Here is a 17,090-nt window from a genome sequence, read left to right on the forward strand (position 1 = left end):
GCAGACGGTACATTGAAGGAAATGGAAGGGGGCTTTGTGATGGGGCATTCATTCTACGGCATCGATCACGTTCAACTTGCCGGCCCTGCCGGCTGCGAGGAGGAGGCGCGCCGCTTCTTCGGCGACATGCTGGGATTGGAGGAGATGGAGAAGCCAGAGGCGCTGAAACGAAACGGCGGCGTGTGGTTTCGCTGCGGGGCCCATCAGGTGCACATCGGGATCGACAAAAACTTTGTTCCGGCGAAAAAGGCGCATCCGGCGATTCATGTGCGGAATTTGGCGGCCTTGAAGGAAAAGCTGGTCAGCGACGGCATCTCCATCCGGGATGACGACCTGCTGCCCGTGGCAGACCGGTTCTACGTGGACGACCCGTTCGGCAATCGGATTGAATTTCTAGAGTGGAAGGAGTGACAGGCGTGCCCATCAACTTCCACGACGAGAAGAACCGCGGTTCCTATGCCAGTCGCAATGCAGATCAGGTTTGGAAGAATGCGATGCGGACAAGGGTGGATGTGAAGGGTCTGCACGTGGCCGATGTGGGCTGCGGCGGGGGCATCTACGCGAGAGCGTGGGCGGAACTTGGCGCGCACATGGTGACGGGTGTGGACTCATCGCCCGTCATGGTCGATGCCGCCCGCGAGCAGTGTGCTGGCATGGCGAACGTATCGTTTGTGGTGGGCGACGCCGCCGCAACCGGGTTGAACGACGCCTCGGTCGATCTCGTCTTCGAACGAGCCCTGATTCATCACCTGCCAGACTTGGGGCCGGCCATGGCTGAAGCCGTTCGCCTGCTGAAGCGCTCGGGGCGCCTCATCATCCAGGACAGAACGCCAGCGGACGTGGCGCTGCCGGGATCGGCAGAACATATCCGGGGCTACTTCTTTGAGCGGTTCCCGAAACTTCTGGCCATTGAGCAGGGGCGTCGCTGGCCGGGGGAACAAGTGCGGGCCGCCATGTCAGCCGCTGGGTTTGCGAATGTGAGTGAGCAGACCCTGTGGGAAACGCGACGGGTATACTCCGATTTTTCCGAGCTGGCAGAGGATTTGCGGAATCGAACGGGACGGTCGATTCTGCACGAATTGACCGACGATGAACTGGAAGACCTGATTGATTTTGTTGGCAAGCGGCTGCGTCACGACCAGGTGATTGTGGAGGGCGATCGCTGGACAATTTGGATGGGGCAGCGAGATTGAGAGGGGCCCGGGCGTCATCGGGTCCCCTGACTGACAAGATGCACATCACGTTTCACGAATCCATTTGCTGACGAGGAGATGGTTGCATCTAATCTCGCTTCAATGCCCGGTACAGCCGACGAATGCCTTCTTCGATGTCGTTTTCGGGAGAACTGGCATAGGTAAGGCGTACATATCCGGGCTCGGCACCGTATACCGATCCAGGCACGACAACGACACCGTGCCGAATCGTTGCCTCTGCCAACTCTTGTTCTCGCAATGGCTTGTTCAGCTTCGCCCAAATGTGATAACTTCCTTGCGGAACTGCAAATTCCAATTCGCCATCAAAAATCTGACTCAGACTTCTCACCATCGCATTCCTGCGCCTCATCAGTTCGGAGCGAAGCCGTACCATGTTTTGCTCCCAAATACCTGTCGCCAGGACTTGTGCGGCAATGGCCTGCGTGATTCCGCTGATGCCAAAATCCATCTGTTCCCGGATGCCGGCAATCCTGTCGATCACGGACGGAGGTCCCGTCATCCACCCGATTCGCAGTCCGGGTGCAAACGTCTTTGACAGCGTTCCGAGGTAAATGACCTGTTGTTCAGCGCCTTCCATAGCGGCCAACGGCGCAGGAGGCTGCGGGCTGCCGGGTAAGGTAAGATCACCGTGTGCGTTGTCCTCCACAATCGGGATCCGCAGGTCCGTGCAGATTTCGATGAGTCGTTGTCGGCGTTCGTGTGTCAGGACGGTACCTGTCGGGTTCTGGTAGGTCGGTGTGATGAAGACCATCCGAATTCTATGTTTCCGATAAAGCGTCACGACCTCGTCTGGCAGCAAACCGTCCTCGTCTACAGGGACGGGAAACATGCGCACGCCAGCAGATGCGAAGAGTGGGAGAGAGTAGGCGTACGATGGCCTCTCCAACGCAACAGCGTCGCCGGGGCGAAGCAGACTCTGAATGACGAGGAGAAGTCCTTGCTGCGATCCCGCCGTGATTAGAATTTGACGCTGCGAGACTTTGATTTCATGCTGGTTCGCCAGATGTTTCGAAACGGCGGACCGCAGGGAATCTTCTCCTCGGGGATTTCCATAGCCGAGCTGGACAGGCGTTGACAGTTGGGCCGTCAGAGCCCGTAACTGTGCGGTCGGCCAGAGTTCGGATGACATCTCTCCACGGGCCAGGTTGATGTTCGTCGTTTTTTGATTTTCTTCCCAAATGCGGCGTACCATCGGAACGGTCGGCTGAAAAATGCCTTGAGACAGGTAACCCGTCCAATCAGGAGCCCGAAAATCAAGCCCCCATGCATCCTCGCTGACGCGAGTGCCGCTGCCCTGCCGAGACCGGATTAACCCCTTTGAGCGCAGTTCATCGTAGGCAACACTGACAGTGCTTCGATTCACCTTCAACCATTCTGCCAGTTTCCGTTCCGGGGGTAACGGGCTTCCAGGCGGCAGTTCGCCATTTCGAATCTTTTCCTCGATGAACTCCACAATCTGTCGGTATATTGATGCGTTGTCGTCAAAATCCAGATGCCAGCTCATGCAACCTGCCCCTCTCGTATCTATATCGTAGTTGATTGGCTGGTAAAAATCCTCACCAATTGGCCGGGGACAGCGGAGGCGTGCATCGTTATGCTGAGCCCATCATAAGGGTGAAGCGAGGCGGTTCGATGGGCAGAGCAGGGGTTCAATTCGCTGGCAGATTGGAAACGAAGGTGCAATTGCTCGGACTCGTATACGGAATGTTGGGCGTACTCGTGTTCAGTTTGACGCTTCCAGCGTCAAAGGCGGCGGTCGGGACATTCGGTGCGCTCCTTGTCGGTCCCGGACGGGCGCTGATTGCCGCTGTGTTTGCAGGCTTGATGCTGTCTATGAAACGTGAAAAGATTCCATCGAGAAAACATCTGCCGAGCCTGATCACGATTTCAGTCGGCGCCATTTTCGGCTTTCCACTCCTCACGGCCTGGGCGATGAACAGGGTGCCCGCATCGCACGGTGCTGTCGAACTGGCACTCCTTCCACTCGCAACCGCAGCAGTATCGGCCATCCGCTGCGGTGAACGACCTTCGCGGCTGTTTTGGGTGTGCAGCGCCGGAGGGGCGGGGACAGTCGTTTTATACACGTTCATCACGGGGCTCGGAGGCATCCACTCGGCGGATATGGCGTTGTTGGGTGCTGTGGTCATGGTGGCGTTTGCCTATGCGGAAGGTGGGCGGATGGCAAGCGAGTTGGGTGGATGGCAGGTAATTGCCTGGTCGGTCGTGATCTCCGTTCCGGCAGTGGTTGTATTCGTGATTGCAGGCATTGCCTCCGTCGGCGTGACCCACGTACTGCATGCAACATGGACGGCATGGCTGGGGTTGTTGTATCTTGGCGTAGGCAGTCAGTTTTTCGGATTTGTCGCCTGGTACACAGGGATGGGCATCGGCGGTGTTGCCAGTGTGAGTCAATTGCAGTATCTTCAGCCGTTCTTCACCATCGTCTTCTCGTGGTTACTGATTGGAGAGAAGCTCACCATTCCCACGGTGGTGGCCGCATTCGTCGTCATGCTCTGGGTTGCGTTTGGAAAACGGGCGACGATTCGTAGACAAGCCTGATAAGGTTCGGCTTTGATTCTTACGCCGCCTGAACTTGACGCCGTGTCGGGGATTGAGTAAAATGTGAACGTAAAATTGAACAAGATGCATGCACCTAGGTAGACTTGTCAAAAAACCAATTTGGTTAGTTGAGAGTAAACCGACAACTTTCAGGGTGCAGTGGTGTGAAGCTCTTCATCACCATTGCATTTTGAAATTGTCGGTTTTTTGCGTCTTTAGATGCGTCTTCGGAGAAGACATCCCAGCTGTCGATGGATGAGCAACTTGGATGCCGACTGAATCTTTTCACTTGGACAGGGGGGAGTGCGGGATGTTCGTTGCAGCGTTTTTCCTATCCCTGATGCTGCTGGCTTTGAGCGCCGCGATGGTCTTGCATCCACGCGTTCCCGTGCGTTTTGTTCGGATTCACGTGGGCATCAGCGGGCTGCCTCCGCTGCTCGCGTTGGTGAACCTGATGACCCACCGCACAGGCACAAGCCCGACGTTTGGTCCTTGGCACTTGGATGCCTTGGCCTGGCTGACGGCACTGTTCGTCCTGACCATTGGTTTCGTCGTGCAGCGCTATTCAGTTCACCAGCTGTTGGGGGACCGGCATTATCGGTCGTATTTTGCGCTGTTGACACTGACCACGGGGGCTGCCTCCGTCGCCTGGCTCAGTAACGACTTTCGTCTGCTGCTCGCGGGCTGGGGTGTCACCCTGTTCGGACTGACGTGGCTTATCCGGTTGAATGGGGACTGGCAAGTGGCCCGGACTGCGGGGGCGCGTGCCGGACAATTGTTTGCGCTGAGTTGGCTGCTGCTGGCCATCTCTGTTGTCCATCTTGCCTTGGCGACGGGACACTGGCAGCTCTCCGCCGCGCTGACGCAGCGCAGTCTGGCGCACTTGGGGGCATGGGACAGAACCAGCACCACCCTGCTGCTGGTTGTCGCGGTGGCCATTCCGGCGGCACAGTTTCCGTTCCAGCGCTGGCTGCTGGACTCGGTGGTGGCCCCGACGCCAGTGTCCGCCGTGATGCACGCGGGGGTCGTGAATGCGGGCGGCATCATTCTGACGCGCTTCGCCCCCGTGTTCAGCGGCGAGGCGGCGCAAATCGTTTTGATTGTGCTCTCCAGCATTTCCGTCCTCCTTGGCACCGGCATCCTGTTGGTCCAGGTGGATTACAAACGTCAATTGGTCGGGTCAACCATCGCGCAAATGGGCTTTATGTTCATTCAATGTGCCTTGGGGGCCTATTTGGCTGCCATCATTCACGCGGTGCTGCACGGACTCTTCAAATCCGCTCTGTTCTTGCAGGCTGGCTCTGCCGTGTATCGCGAGGGGAACAGCGTGCCGACAACGGCTTCACGGTCGTGGCGGCTGGCCGGGACGGCGCTGGGCCTTTTGGTGGGGGCGGGGTTTTGGTTCGTGGTTCGCGGCAGCGGCACAGACATCATGAGTGCCTTGCTTCTGGCCTGGTCCGTGTCGTTTGCGTGGTCGCACCTGATTGCCATGGGGTACGGCCAGGTTGGACGCTGGGTCGGGGGGCTTGTGTTTACGGCAGCGCTCATCGTGTTTGGCGTTGTGCTCGCTGCGTTCTATGCGCTGTTACACGGCACGGTTCCGCAGGAAGTTCAATCTCATCCGGCCGCTGTCATGCTGGTCATCGCCATCCTGGTCCTCAGCAGTGCGGCGGGGGCTTGGCTGTCCCGCCATCGCTCTTCCCTGCTTTACGCGCGCGTGTATTTGTGGCTTGTGCGGCTGGGTGAACCCCATCGCGACGCGGTTGAAAGCCATCCAACGTATCTGACGGAGAAACTGTACGCCAGGAGGTGATCACGATGGATGGAACGCTGACCTATTCAGAACCCGGTGTCCAGCAAGACTTCGACATGCCGGATGAACCTGACTTTGCTTTGAGCGATGACATCGCGGATGTGGTGAGGTCCGCCAGCCGCGTGATTGCACCCCTTGGACCGATTGCCTCGTTTGCGGCGCGGAGTCCCTGGTCGGGACTGGAAGACCAATCGTTTGATGAAGTTGCCCGCTGGCTCAAAGCGGTTCGTGATGTCGACATCTACCCGAGTGCGGCGATGCTGCGGGAGGCGATGCATCGGGGGGAGATCGACCAAAACAAAATCGAACAAGGAATGCAGCGCTGGCTCGATGCCCAGTGTCTGCACGTACCGCGCGAGGCTGCGGAGCGATTCTGCCGGACTGCACTCGAGCTGGATGACGTGCCTGCGGCCCTGTTGGAAGCACCTGAGGTGAAGCGACTGGCTGAGAGACTGGCTGAAACAAGCCGGAATTTTGACGTGCTCATGAAACGGGAGCTGGCTGTGCAGACGCTCAGTTTCCGCCTGGAACAGCAAACCGGGAACCAGGCCGCGCAGGAGCTTGACCGTCACGTGGTGAAATGGTGCAAGTTGTATTTGCGAGGGGCGTCCAACGCCAGTTGGTCCATGCCGGTTCGGGAACTCGGCTTTTACCGGGCTTGGCGCCGCCTTGTGCCGTACGATCCCGCCCTGACCCGTTCACAACGGCAGCGGCTCCAGCATTGGCCGCACGAGGCGGCCGATGCGCTGCAACAGGCCTTGTCGGCGCTTGACATCGCGCCGCAGCAAATGCAGAACTATCTTGAGGCACACCTGCTGTCCTTGCCCGGATGGGCAGGCATGATGCTGTGGCGCGTACAGGAAACGCCCGAGGAAGCATCGCTTTTGATGGAGTACCTGGCTGTGCGGATCTCGCTCGAGTGGGCCATCCTCCAGCCAAATTTGCCCATCCCAGCGCCGCAGGTGGATGAGACGTCGCTGCTGGTTCGACTGATTGCGGCGTGGGCCCATTGGGGCGGGATGCCGGTGGAAGCTTGGTCGGCGTGCACGGCTTCAGAACAACAAGCACGCTTGGAGCTGGCGATGCGGTTTGACGATTTGCTCCGCCGCAGGACTTGGCTCGAAGCCTGGGAAGAAACCGAGGAGGAACGATTCAAAACCATCATTGCGGCACGGACGTCTGCACCGCAGGCGGAAGCGCCGACAGCGCCGAAGGCGCCTGCCTTGGCTCAACTGGCATTTTGTATCGACACGCGTTCGGAGCCCTTTCGCCGCGCGCTGGAGCAAGCGGGTCCGTTTGAGACGTTTGGCGTCGCTGGGTTCTTTGGACTGCCCATTGAGACTTGCGAACTGGGCAGTTCACACAGTCACGCGTCCTTGCCGGTGATGCTCAGGCCGAAGCACAAAATCACGGAGTCCGCTTCGCCCGCCGCGTTCGAGCAGTATCAACAGCGGCGAGAGGCGGAGAAATCGGTGAAACACACGTTTCACGCCATGAAGCAAAACATGCTGACCAGTTTGCTGCTGCCGGAGGTCAGCGGTCCGTGGCTGAGTTTGCAAATGCTGGCTCGCAGCCTGTTTCCGCGCAGTGCCGGCCTGATTTTCGGGCGGCTGCGAGACAAGTGGCTGCAAAAACCGCATACGGAGCTGTCGCTGGATTCCATACCCACTTCGTCGGACTTGCCGATTGGCTTTTCCGAGCGCGAGAAGGTGGATTATGTCCGGCAAACGCTCCGTGCGATGGGGTTGACCCGCAACTTCGCGCCGCTCGTTGTGATTTGCGGGCATGGGAGTCACACCACGAACAATCCCTACGCCGCGGCGTTGGACTGCGGCGCTTGCGGGGGGGCGTCGGGCAGCTTTAACGCACGGGTGTTTGCAACGCTCTGCAACCAGGCCCAAGTCAGGGCCGCCCTTGAAGCGGACGAAATCGTCATCCCGGAAGATACGGTATTCGCCGCTGCCGAGCACAACACGACATTGAATGAACTGCGCTTTGTGTACCTTCCCAAGCTTTCGGCAGCCGCGCAGCGAGCTTTGGACGCTCTTCAGGCGGCGCTGCCCAAGGTCACGGAAGGCGTGAACACAGCGCTGCGATCACGATTGCCCGACCTGGGTTTTGGTTTTACAAACCCCACGCGCGCGATGCAGCGCTTTGCGGAGGATTGGAGTGAGGTCCGTCCAGAATGGGGGTTGGCACGCAACGCGGCCTTCCTCATCGGGACGCGGCAGCGTACCAAGGGATGCAATTTGGATGGAAGAGTCTTTCTGCACAGCTATGACTGGCGCCAGGACCACGACGGGGAAATCCTTGCCAACATTATCGCGGGTCCAGCGACGGTGGCTCAGTGGATCAACCTGCAGTACTATGCGTCGACGGTTGCGCCGCATTACTATGGCAGTGGGAATAAAGCCACCCAAACGGTGGCCGCTGGGTTTGGGGTCATGCAGGGAAACGCGAGTGATTTGATGACGGGCCTTCCCTGGCAGTCCGTCATGAAGTCTGACGAAGAGTGCTATCACGAACCGCTGCGATTGCTGGTCATCATCGAAGCACCGCGTGAACATGTGGAGCGACTGATGCGCCAAGACGACGCATTCCGCCAAAAAGTCGAACATGGATGGATTCGGCTTGCGATCATCGATGCAAACGGACGCTGGGAGACTTGGTCTCAACGATGAACGTCTACGTCGTCGCAAAGAATTGAGCAAAGGAAGGAACGCATGAACAAATCAAAAGGTATGGTTGAGGCCGAAATCAGCAGAGCGTTAACGCAATGGGAGAAAGATTATTTGGGTCGTGGATCACTGACGGTGAAAGCAGACATTTTGCGGGACATGATTATCGTGACCCTGCGCGGTGTCTTAACCCCTGCTGAATACTCCCTGTGCAACGATAAGGAAGGGCTGTTATCCATCAAACGAATTCGAACAAGTTTGGTGGAATCGGGCATTGAGAACCTCAAGGCGATGGTTTTCGATATCACGGGTTTTGAAGTCGTGAGCTTCCACACGGATCTGAGCACGCGTACAGGAGAGCGCGTCATGGTGTTCCGACTGTCCGGTGACTTGTCAAGTACGTTTGCACAACAGGCGTAACCCAATTCGAATTGGGGGGCGGCGGGGGCGATCATACGCCCCAGTCCGCATGCGAGGCATTCTCTTGGCCCGTATACATAGGAAACGTTGCGCATATTTTCGTCGTGGATGCAAAAGGCAAACGCATTGTTGAGGCAATCCAAAAAAGTGTAAAATCCCTTCAAGACCATCCCTCGGTACTCTCCATCCCTTTGCTGCTATGGATGATGGCTGGACGACAAGCCATGAAAAGGAGTGAGCGTATGAAGAAGGCGGCTGGTTACATCGGTGCATTTCTGGCGGGGTCGATCGTCACAGGCGGTATGGCAATCGCGGCCACGACGTATGTGCAAGCGCAAAAGGGAACGTCCATCGTGGAGATGAACGGTCAAAAGGTTGCGAGTCCTCCAACACTCGTGTACGGTGGCACAACATACGTGCAGCTCTACTCCATTCAGCAAGCATTGAAAAAAGTCGGATGGCTTGCAAAATGGGACGGCAGCAAGACGCCTGGCGTGTTGTCCATCGTGCCGGCAGGAAACATCGCTCCGAGCCAGAGTGATGCAGGTTGAACCGCTGCGTCCGGGGCGTCAAGTCACTAGTACAACGAGTACAAAAGGATGGACCTTGCCCATCTTGATTCAAACAACTTCTTACACGAAGGGGAAGGTTCGATGTCTGCGCAGCGAGAACGGTCTTTGGCCATGAAGCGAGCCCTTGGTCTGTGCATTCAAGGCAATGTGATTGGGCCTTATGGGTATCTCCAAAGTCAAACGGACATCGGCGAAGAGGAGGCCGAAATTGCTCGCAAGCTGCATGGCCGCACACCAATTATTGCATGAAAGCACAAGCCAGTGATTCGCGGGCGGTGGTGGCATATCAGAATGTACAATTCTGACTCTTCGCGGTATGGTGAAAGTGGAACAATGAACCATCGTGGATGGCCAAGGGGCGTAACCGTTGACTGAATCGTCCATCCACAGACTTGGGGGCGAGGCAAGGTGGTTCGCAACCCGGGCAAAGCCGACGTGGGCTTGGTTGGTGTATGGGTGCTCACCGTACTGGTTTGGCTGTTTACGTGGATGGCGGCATTTGCGGTGCGGACTGTTGAAGCGCAGAGTATCCTCGTGATTGCCATCGTTTACAGCATACTGCATCGGTTGAAGCGCAGGTACCGACCGCTTCGGTTGATTTTGCCGACGCTGCTCCTGTTGGCCGTCCTCTGTGCGGTGATGCTCGTCTTCGACATCATGTCTGCTGTCCATGCGGCGCCACGACCGTGAAATTCCGTTCGGACAGAGGAGGTGCGTCTATGAGCGGGGTTCATCGGTGGCATTTTGCATCACTAGTTCTCATTTTGGCGGGATTCGCTGCGCTCAAGTTCCTTCCGATTGTCGGGATTCCCTGTTGCTTCGTACTGTGCAATGTTGCCTTGTGCACCAGCATTCGCGAACGTCACACTGGGTTCGGCGTTACCGCTGTTGCAATCAGTTTGGCCGGCATGGTCCTCTCCTTTGTATGCTTCATGATGCTTCTGATTTCCGCACACCAGGTATGGATTTCTCAATACGGTTCGATGCACTACTTTTAATGCCAGGTACCCATTTGCCGACGCGACGTGTCAATCATCCATTCCCCAGAGGACAATCCCGCATACGATAGGACAACTTCGTGTGCGGGAGGTGAGGGCGGTGTACGACGGTGGATGTTTCGGTGGATACACTCGTTGGGCGGTTGTGTTTTTGATTATCTTCGTATTGTTCATTCTGCTGGTTCCGTCCAGCTATTGAACGTAACACGTTCGTCGACGATGTAACACGGTCGGCGACGAACGTCGAGCGGTTCAGAAGGCCATGCAAAGGAAGTGGATGCCCAAGGCGATGGGCATCCACTTTACTGGCTGCGGCACACTGGGCCGAATGCGGTGCAGTCCTTTGCCGATGGCGGGCTTTCTCATACGCTGTCGGTTAAACGGCCGGGATGACACAGTCCGTGTGGGCTCGTGATCGGTGTAACATCTACGGCGGCTTCTCCGTCTTATCAGTGAGAGGAGCGGGAACAACATGAGAAGGCCTTTCGCCGTCCTCGTCGGAATCGCTGTTTGTGTGGTCGTCGCCGGGTGTGGAAAATCGCCCCTAAGCGCGACGCCTCGGACCAATCCGCCGGCCGGACAGGTCAAAATCATTCACAACGATACCCAAGGTGGACAAGTCATCGAAAATCCATCTTCCAATACAACGCAAAGCGGGCATCCCAGTGGTCCTTCTGTCGGAACGCCGACGAATGACGCGAATGGAAATACGCCTGGTTCGAGTGGGTCAAAGGTCCCGTCGACCTCTGGCGCCAATTCCGTCGGAACGTCCCCAGGGACGCCGGCGGCGCGTCCGTTATCGAAGCAGAATCCGGGGCCATTGACGGCGGTGTCATTTGTGACGGACAAGCTTGGATTTGTGGCGAGTCAGAACGGAACCATCTATCAAACGCTGGATGGTGGAAATACGTGGACGCCGGTTTACACCGCTGCCGAGCCGGTGGTTGGTATTCAATCCACGCAGGAGACCGTGCAGGGACAGGACAATGTTATGGCCTGGGCATGGACGAAGGATACCATGCTGGCGAGTTTTGGTGCGTCGGCGAGCACTTTTTTTCGTGCTGAATTTGATGGCAGCCGTACGCCGGCGATGGGGCGCGTTCCAATGGAAGACGTCTCGATGCTTCCGGATGGGAACGTCGTCTTCGTATCAAACGGTGTGGTTTGGGCTGCGGGGGATTCCGGTTCCGGTTGGCTGAAGAGAACGCCGCCAGCGTCTGTGACATCCGTTGCGGGGGTGGATAACAGCACATGGTACGCGGCAACCAGGACCGGCGTGATTTACAAGACGACAGACGGCGGGCAGTCCTGGACGCAGGTGTTTGCGGCTCCCATCAAGAAAGGCGCCCCTTGGCAGGTGCAGGTACAAGCGATTGGCCGGCACGTTGCCGCTTATTTCTATGGTGCGGACGCGGCCATGAGCCAACAGGCGTATGTACTCTATGAATCGAATGACGCCGGACAGACGTGGAACGCGCTCTGCGATGAGGCATACTTTGCCGATTACGGGAACGAAGAGCCGCTCCACCAAGCCGTGCTGTCGCTGCAGCCTGGGCCGTTTACGCTGCTGACGAACGGCGACATCCTTTTCGCAGGGGTTGACCCTGACCACATCACGGAAACGACTTTCTATGTGCTTCAACCAAACGGCAGCGTTCTGCTGTCTTCTCCAGTCGGTTCGCCTAACACGTTCTCCCTGGATGAGATGCCGACGGCCATGTCGTCACCGGACGGTCAATGCATTTGGTTGGTGGGTCAGAACCAAAGCGGGAAAGCCGTGGTGGAAAAATCGACAGACGGCGGACGGAACTGGCAAAGCAGCAGCTGATGCGATGACAAGACCACGATGACACGACGCGACCTGTTTACCTCTCGAAAATTGGCATCCAAAAAGGCATCCAGGATGGGACCAGATGCCTTTTCGTGAACCAGTTTGTCCTTGGATTCAGGATTTTTCTACTGATGCAGGACTTGCTTTGTGATGTCCGCAACGGTAAGCAGCGATACGGACGGTGTTAAATGGTTGCCATTCCGTACGAGGGGCACTTTCAGTCCGCTCAGTGTAACGGTCTTGACTGCACCCGTTGGACCCTTCGTTGTGTAAGTTCCGCCCGTGATGTCGTCACCGGAAAGGGATTGGTCAAAGGTGATCGTGTAGTGCTTCCCTTTGTAAATGACGTTATCCGTTCCGGTGGACTGTGTTCCGTTGTCGTCGACCCTCACGGTTCCATGAATTGTGACACCAAGTTGCGTGAGATTATCCACATAGGTACCGTCCGAGATGATGTTTTTTTGTGTCGTCGGGTGCTTGCTGCCGCTTTTTGAAGGGACATGGCTGTCCTGTGCCGGTGCCTTGTTGCTTGTTTTGTGCGTCGTTGTGCTGGAAGGTTTGGTGATTTTGGATAGGGTTTGATGCACCGTTTGATGTTTGACGGGAGAATGGGTCGTTTTCGGTGCTGCCAGCACCGTTGCACTTGTCGCGAATACGACTGCCCCGATGGTCATGACAGACACAACCGTCTTTCTCATCATGTGCTCGCGCCTCTCTTTCCCAGTGTGATTCGAACCAACACCCGTCAAGGCCGTTCCCAATCCCGTACGTTGTTTAAAAAATAAAACGCACCACGTGAAAGGGTGCTGTGCGGTTCGGCAGCTGGCTGTCATGGCACGATGTGCCGAAGACCCTGTAGCTTTGCGTCACTGCGTTTCCACAGCTTTGCCCTGAGCGATGTATGATGTTCTACCCTTTCTTTCGACATGTGAACGACAAATTCCTCCTGACTGTCCACACGTCCCATCACTGTCCCACACACGCGGATACCCGTACATGGCGGAGGTGATCAACGCCGAAGACACGGAGTTGCAGTGAGTCCGCGGCCTGGGCGGAGAAATGTTCCGAGAACTTGCTTCGAATGTCCTTCGGCGCTTGTTCTTACCTGAGTAAGGTTTGTGCCATGACCAAGGCGTGTTGGCGGTGACGCGACAAAGGCTGAAGACTCACATGACGCTTCTTGTATTGATTTTCCATGACCATCGCCTCCAGTAGTATAATGGAACGCGCATCTATCACAGTCAGTCACAGGGAGAGATGAACCATGTTGCGCGATGCAGCGAGTATCACGTCAACGCACCGCAGGATTCTTTTGGCAACGACGTTGGGGTGGATTTTTGATTTCTACGATTTTGTTCTCTTCACGTACCTCATGATTCCCATGAGCCAACAGCTTCATTTTACGACCAATCAGACAGCGGAAGCGATTGCCCTGTCGCTCATGTTCACCGGGCTTGGCGGTATCTTCTTTGGCTTTGTCGCGGACAAGATTGGACGCAAGCCGACACTGATGATTACCATCACGTTATACAGTATCGGCGGGATTTTGATGATGTTTACGCAAACCTACGGCTGGATGATTTTTGCGCGGGCCGTCACCGGCTTTGGCGTAGGGGGCGAATGGGGTGTCGGCCAGAGCCTGCTGGCGGAGACCGTCCCTGCGAAGTTGCGCGGCCGCTTTGGTGCCGTGATGCATTCCGGTTTGTCTGTCGGCATCATTCTGGCGTACATCATTGGCGCCTTCGTCGCACCGCACCTGGGCTGGCGTTTGACGTTCGGTACCGCCGTCATCGCATTACTGATTGTTTTGCCGGTGCTTGCCGGGGTTCCGGAATCGGATGTGTGGAAGAACCGGGAAGTGGGCAAGGTTGCGCGTGTACCGCTGCGTCTCATCTTCCAAGGGAAAACCCCGTGGTACGCCCTTGCCGCATTGATTTTGATGACGCTGGAATTCACGGGGTACTGGCTGCTCACCACGTGGTTCCCAACCTATATGCAAACGCAGCGCCACATGACGATTGGGCACAGTGCCCTGTGGCTGATTCTCTTAAACGTCGGCGGATTTCTCGGTTACACGTCGACCGGCTTTATTGCCGACCGGTTTGGGCGCCGGAAGGTGCTGGCGGTGTATAAAATCATTGAGGCGGCGGCGGTTGTTCCCATCACCCTGTTCTGGACGGGCAACACGGCGGTACTCCTCATCTGCATGTTCTTCATCGGCTTTGGCGGCGGCGGCACGGCCGTGGTGGGGCCGATTTTCAGCGAGGTCTTCCCGGGGCCTGTGCGCAGCACCGTGTCCAACAGTGTGTTTAATATTGGACGCGGCTTGACCTTCTTCATGCCGCTGGTCGTCGCGGCGCTTGCAACAACTGTCGGGTTCGGTACGCTTTTGTCGACGGCGTCCATCTTCTTTGTCGTCATGGCGATTCTGGTCTGGGTGTTCCCGGAGACCCGGGGCAAGGTGTTGACAGACTGAAGCGGATTTACACGAGCAGCAACAGTCCGCCGATGGTCGGGACGGTGACCATCGCGATTTTAAGCAGGAGCGGGGGCAGGCGCTTGGTGAATTTCGCACCAATGTAACTGCCAATCATGGTGCCAATGACCACTTCCGCGAGCAACGTGAGATTGACGTAGCCGTTCCACAGGTAGCCGATTCCACCCAACAGCGCGATCGGCAAAATCACCAGCATTGTGGTCCCGGCTGCATGGCGGATGGACATGCCAAACAACAGCAGCAGTCCAATCTGAATGAATGGTGTCGACCCGATGCCAAATGTGCCTGAAAGCAGGCCCGTCACGAGTCCGAGACAGATGGCTGAGACCCAGAACCGCACGCCGTGCAGGTTGAGTCGGTCATCAGTCTCGGATGTTTGTTTCTTGTACAGAAACATGCGTCCCCACAGCAGCAGCGCGGAGACAAACAGCATGCACGAGGTCAGCCAGGTCAAGTCGTGCGCCGGGATGCGGTTCGCAATGTGCGCACCTGCAAAAGCCCCTACTGCTCCGAAGGCGCCAATGGCGGCGCCGGCTTTCGGGACGACATTGCCCTCGCGGATGTGGCTGAACGTGCCCGAAATGGTCGTGAACACCATCGCAAGAAGCGAGGTGCCCAGTGCGGTGTGAATCGAAAACCCGAACACCGTCGTCAAGATGGCGATGATCACGCCGGATCCGCCGGCGCCGACAAAGCCAAGGATGAGGCCGAGGACCAGCATCGTCACAATAATCATCAAAGGGGTTCATTCCTAGTCTCTGTATACTTCGTGTGCGCCTGCAGCGGCACCTCCGATATTCGTCTATGTTACGCTCAAAAGGCTGCCAAGGCTACCCCGTCACCTTGGCAAGCTGCCGCACACGCATATCGCCGGTTTCCACATACCGCTGGTGCCAGCGGAGTGCTTCCGTCAGCAGGTGCGGCGTGTGTCCGCCGTGCTGGGAAGCTCGCTTGAAGTACTCGAGTAAGGCCTCTTTATAGTCCGGGTGCGCCAGGTTCTGGATGATGGTGAGGGCTCGGTCACGCGGCGCAAGGCCCCGCACGTCGGCGATGCCTTGTTCGGTGACGAGCACATCGACGTCGTGCTCCGTGTGGTCCACGTGCGGCACGAACGGCACGACGCTCGAGATGCGTCCGCCCTTCGCGATGGACTTGGTGACAAAGATGGTCAGCCCCGCGTTGCGGGCGAAGTCCCCGGACCCGCCGATGCCATTCATCATGTGTGTGCCATTCACGTGGGTCGAGTTGACGTTGCCGTAGATGTCAACCTCGAGCGCCGTATTCATGGCGATCACGCCGAGCCTGCGAACGACTTCTGGATGGTTGGAGATTTCCTGCGGGCGCAGCACGAGCTTGTCGCGGTAGCGGGCCAGGTTGTCATTGACGTGTCGTGCCATCCGTTGCGACAGGGTGAACGACGACGCGGACGCGAACGCGATTTTCTCCGCGCCGAACAGTTCGAACACCGCATCCTGCATGACTTCCGTGTAGATTTCCAGATTTTCAAAGCGGCTCGCCGCCAGCCCGCTGAGAACCGCATTGGACACCGAACCAACACCGCTCTGCAGCGGGGCCAGGTGGTTCGGCAGGCGGCCGTGGCGGACCTCGTGATCGAAAAACTCGAGAATGTACTCGGCCATGCGCTGCGTGTCGTGATCGGCAGGGACGATACTGGACGGCGTATCGGCAAGGGTCGAGAACACCACGCCGATGATTTTCGCCGGGTCGCAGGGAATGTAGGGTGTACCGATGCGGTCGGCTGGGCGCGTGATGGGGATGGGGGCCCGGTTCGGCCGACCGGCCGGCAGGTAGATGTCATGCAAGCCTTCGTACTCGGCAGGTGTGTTGACGTTGATTTCGACGATGACCTGTTTCGCCCGCTCGACGAAAATGGGGCTGTTCCCGACGGATGTGGTCGGGACAATGCCGCCCGTTTCCGTGATGGCAGTCGCTTCGATGATGGCCAGGTCAATCTCGCCCAGGCAGCCGCTGCGAACGTATTCCGCGGTGTGACTCAGGTGTTGGTCCGTGTACTTGACCTCGCCCCGGTTGATGCTGTTGCGCAAGACCGGTTCCGACTGGTACGGCGCGCGGGACCGGATGATGCCCGCTTTGGCGGCGATCGCGTCGGTTTCACCCAGCGAGGCGCCGGAGAGGAGGTTGATCTTCAGGGGGTCGCCGGTGCGCTGGACACGCGCTGCGAGCGCTTGCAAAACGGCCTTGGCGTCGCCGGACTTCGTAAAGCCGCTCACAGCCACGGTCATGCCGTCCCGAATGTAGGCCTGTGCTTCGTCAGCGCTGAGCACCCGTGCACGCAAATCGCTGCAACGAATTCGCTGTTCGTCCATTCACAGATCACCTCGTTGTTGTCCTTCTCCTCGTTGTTCTTGTCGAAAGCGATTTCTGTGAATACTATAACGTGGCTGCTCGCAGGCAGTCTCCGGTCCTCGACAGAACGCGGTATATGCGGATGAAACGGGATTATTCCTGACGAAACACGAGGCGTTT

16 protein-coding genes and 1 riboswitch are annotated in these 17,090 nt (G+C 57.4%); of the genes, 12 read left to right on the top strand and 4 right to left on the bottom strand.

Annotated features, from left to right (window positions below):
• The first annotated feature begins 39 nt into the window (after positions 1-39).
• Positions 40-411 carry a VOC family protein gene (locus tag JI721_RS12225; RefSeq protein WP_274455155.1) on the top strand — a complete coding sequence of 124 codons (372 nt, stop codon included), beginning with the start codon at positions 40-42 and terminating at the stop codon, positions 409-411.
• Positions 412-416: 5 nt separating this feature from the next.
• Entirely contained in the window at positions 417-1,193 is a 777-nt protein-coding gene (locus JI721_RS12230; protein ID WP_274455156.1) for a class I SAM-dependent methyltransferase, read from the top strand.
• 88 nt (positions 1,194-1,281) lie between these two features.
• On the opposite strand, the gene pdxR is transcribed toward JI721_RS12230, so the two are convergent.
• On the bottom strand, positions 1,282-2,718 hold the full coding sequence (pdxR, locus tag JI721_RS12235; protein WP_274455157.1) for a MocR-like pyridoxine biosynthesis transcription factor PdxR: 1,437 nt from the start codon (positions 2,716-2,718) through the stop codon (positions 1,282-1,284).
• A 128-nt stretch (positions 2,719-2,846) separates the two neighbouring features.
• Between pdxR and JI721_RS12240 the strand changes: the two genes are divergently transcribed.
• From JI721_RS12240 to JI721_RS12280, 9 genes are all read left to right on the top strand, one after another.
• Entirely contained in the window at positions 2,847-3,773 is a 927-nt protein-coding gene (locus JI721_RS12240) for a DMT family transporter (protein WP_274455158.1), read from the top strand.
• A gap of 310 nt (positions 3,774-4,083) precedes the next feature.
• Positions 4,084-5,586, top strand: a complete 1,503-nt coding sequence (locus JI721_RS12245; protein ID WP_274455159.1) for an NADH dehydrogenase subunit 5 — start codon at positions 4,084-4,086, stop codon at positions 5,584-5,586.
• Between the two features lie 56 nt (positions 5,587-5,642).
• The gene (locus JI721_RS12250) at positions 5,643-8,267 is read left to right on the top strand and encodes a DUF2309 domain-containing protein (RefSeq protein WP_307015794.1); all 2,625 of its coding nucleotides are present in this window, start codon (positions 5,643-5,645) and stop codon (positions 8,265-8,267) included.
• Positions 8,268-8,309: 42 nt separating this feature from the next.
• The gene (locus tag JI721_RS12255) at positions 8,310-8,684 is read left to right on the top strand and encodes a Na-translocating system protein MpsC family protein (protein WP_274455161.1); all 375 of its coding nucleotides are present in this window, start codon (positions 8,310-8,312) and stop codon (positions 8,682-8,684) included.
• A 242-nt stretch (positions 8,685-8,926) separates the two neighbouring features.
• Positions 8,927-9,235, top strand: a complete 309-nt coding sequence (locus JI721_RS12260; protein WP_274455162.1) for a hypothetical protein — start codon at positions 8,927-8,929, stop codon at positions 9,233-9,235.
• Between the two features lie 102 nt (positions 9,236-9,337).
• Entirely contained in the window at positions 9,338-9,505 is a 168-nt protein-coding gene (locus JI721_RS12265) for a hypothetical protein (protein WP_274455163.1), read from the top strand.
• A 159-nt stretch (positions 9,506-9,664) separates the two neighbouring features.
• Positions 9,665-9,946: a hypothetical protein gene (locus JI721_RS12270; RefSeq protein WP_274455164.1), complete on the top strand. Its 282-nt coding sequence runs from the start codon at positions 9,665-9,667 to the stop codon at positions 9,944-9,946.
• 29 nt (positions 9,947-9,975) lie between these two features.
• Positions 9,976-10,254 carry a hypothetical protein gene (locus JI721_RS12275; RefSeq protein ID WP_274455165.1) on the top strand — a complete coding sequence of 93 codons (279 nt, stop codon included), beginning with the start codon at positions 9,976-9,978 and terminating at the stop codon, positions 10,252-10,254.
• A gap of 472 nt (positions 10,255-10,726) precedes the next feature.
• Positions 10,727-12,082 (top strand): beta propeller repeat protein, encoded by a 1,356-nt coding sequence (locus JI721_RS12280; RefSeq protein WP_274455166.1) that lies wholly within the window; start codon positions 10,727-10,729, stop codon positions 12,080-12,082.
• A 128-nt stretch (positions 12,083-12,210) separates the two neighbouring features.
• On the opposite strand, the gene JI721_RS12285 is transcribed toward JI721_RS12280, so the two are convergent.
• A complete protein-coding gene (locus tag JI721_RS12285) occupies positions 12,211-12,786 on the bottom strand; it encodes a hypothetical protein (protein ID WP_274455167.1) in 576 nt (191 codons plus the stop codon).
• A 113-nt stretch (positions 12,787-12,899) separates the two neighbouring features.
• Positions 12,900-12,985: riboswitch (cyclic di-GMP riboswitch) on the bottom strand.
• A gap of 364 nt (positions 12,986-13,349) precedes the next feature.
• On the opposite strand from JI721_RS12285, the gene JI721_RS12290 reads away from it, so the two are divergent.
• Positions 13,350-14,561 carry an MFS transporter gene (locus JI721_RS12290; protein ID WP_274455168.1) on the top strand — a complete coding sequence of 404 codons (1,212 nt, stop codon included), beginning with the start codon at positions 13,350-13,352 and terminating at the stop codon, positions 14,559-14,561.
• 7 nt (positions 14,562-14,568) lie between these two features.
• Here JI721_RS12290 and JI721_RS12295 read toward each other — a convergent pair whose 3' ends face one another.
• Together JI721_RS12295 and JI721_RS12300 are read right to left on the bottom strand one after the other, a co-directional pair.
• Positions 14,569-15,318, bottom strand: a complete 750-nt coding sequence (locus tag JI721_RS12295; protein ID WP_274457837.1) for a sulfite exporter TauE/SafE family protein — start codon at positions 15,316-15,318, stop codon at positions 14,569-14,571.
• Between the two features lie 94 nt (positions 15,319-15,412).
• Positions 15,413-16,930 carry an acetyl-CoA hydrolase/transferase family protein gene (locus JI721_RS12300; protein ID WP_274455169.1) on the bottom strand — a complete coding sequence of 506 codons (1,518 nt, stop codon included), beginning with the start codon at positions 16,928-16,930 and terminating at the stop codon, positions 15,413-15,415.
• Positions 16,931-17,090 lie beyond the last annotated feature (160 nt).

The organism is Alicyclobacillus cycloheptanicus (assembly GCF_028751525.1).
Taxonomy (GTDB): domain Bacteria; phylum Bacillota; class Bacilli; order Alicyclobacillales; family Alicyclobacillaceae; genus Alicyclobacillus_L; species Alicyclobacillus_L cycloheptanicus.